This window comes from Methanoregula sp. (genome assembly GCF_002835825.1).
In the GTDB taxonomy this organism is placed as follows: Archaea; Halobacteriota; Methanomicrobia; order Methanomicrobiales; family Methanospirillaceae; genus Methanoregula.
Genome location: NZ_PIZH01000777.1, coordinates 1 through 1,031, shown reverse-complemented (window position 1 = coordinate 1,031; position 1,031 = coordinate 1). Strand labels below are relative to the sequence as shown.

Sequence of the window (1,031 nt, the reverse complement as noted above, 5' to 3'; positions counted from 1 at the left end):
CTGTTGCCGGTACTCGTAAATTTTGAGGCGGACGTATCCCTCAACGGATCGCGTGAGGGCGAAGACCTTGAGCGGCCGGCCTTTCCCTCCTTCGGACATCTGTTTCTCGACCTTGACCTGGCCTTCCTTCTGGAGCCAGGCCAGGGCCATGGACATCTCCGGCTGTTGGGAGTCCGTGACATGCTCAAGCCACCTGGAGGTGACACGCAGGTCCTGGCCGTTCTGCCGGAAGGCCATCAGGACCGCGGCTGCATGCCGGGGGATCCCGATCTGGCCGAGCTCCCTGACAATGGCCCGGTCCTGTTCGGTCAGCTGCGGCCATTGGCCCGGCTGGCACATGCGATGCTGGACCGGTGCTGATGCAGCTTCGGTCATGGTCCCACCTTAGATTTAACCGGACCGCCATTTTCCTTGTAAAAGGCGAGCATCGTTTCGAGCCGGGCCTGCTTAGACTTTCCAGGCACGTTCTCGTTGATCCAGTCAAGGTTCACCTGGGTGACCGTGATCACGTTGGTCTTGTCGGTCATGATACCGGGACCTCCGTGATGATTGCCCCGCTTGGGTGCCGGCGGGGAAACTGTTTTTGCAGTGCGGCGATCCGGTTCGACCCCTGGATGAGTTCCGCATCGATGATCTCCGCGACCGAGCGGGTCTTCTGGATGTCGCCATACGAATTATCGAACCGGTCGATGCACTCGCACTTGCCGCTATGCGTGCAGACAAGGGTGCGGTTCTCGACATACATTGCCGAAATGCAGCCCTTTTGCAGGCATTCGCTCGTTGCCCGGGTGTTCAGTTTGCGGTCCCGCTGGCAAAACTCGTCACCAATCTCATTACCGAAGAGGCAATGGCCGGCGACCGGATACGTGTTCTGGCAGCCGAGGCAGCCGTACCGGACGAAGGCCGGCGGGGTCGCTGGGCATTCCTTTATAACGTTATGTTCAGAATCGATACTGGTAATCTCCCTCCTTGTGCTTGCAGGCCTGGGGGCGGGGTTACCATTTTCAAACGATTTTGCTTCTGACATCTTC

The 1,031-nt window shown here is 58.9% G+C and carries 3 protein-coding genes; all 3 read right to left on the bottom strand.

Annotation, left to right across the window (positions count from 1 at the left end):
- Window positions 1-375 (bottom strand): hypothetical protein (locus CW742_RS15145; protein WP_292421861.1); only part of this gene is annotated, 375 nt, incomplete at its 3' end.
- Window positions 372-527, bottom strand: a complete 156-nt coding sequence (locus CW742_RS15140; protein WP_292421860.1) for a hypothetical protein — start codon at window positions 525-527, stop codon at window positions 372-374. The genes CW742_RS15140 and CW742_RS15145, both read right to left, overlap by 4 nt.
- Window positions 524-1,031 (bottom strand): hypothetical protein (locus CW742_RS15135; RefSeq protein ID WP_292421859.1); only part of this gene is annotated, 508 nt, incomplete at its 5' end. The genes CW742_RS15135 and CW742_RS15140, both read right to left, overlap by 4 nt.

What these genes read in the sequence shown, in the direction of transcription:
- CW742_RS15140 (WP_292421860.1), bottom strand. Translation starts at nt 527, where the DNA reads ATGACCGACAAGACCAACGTGATCACGGTCACCCAGGTGAACCTTGAC.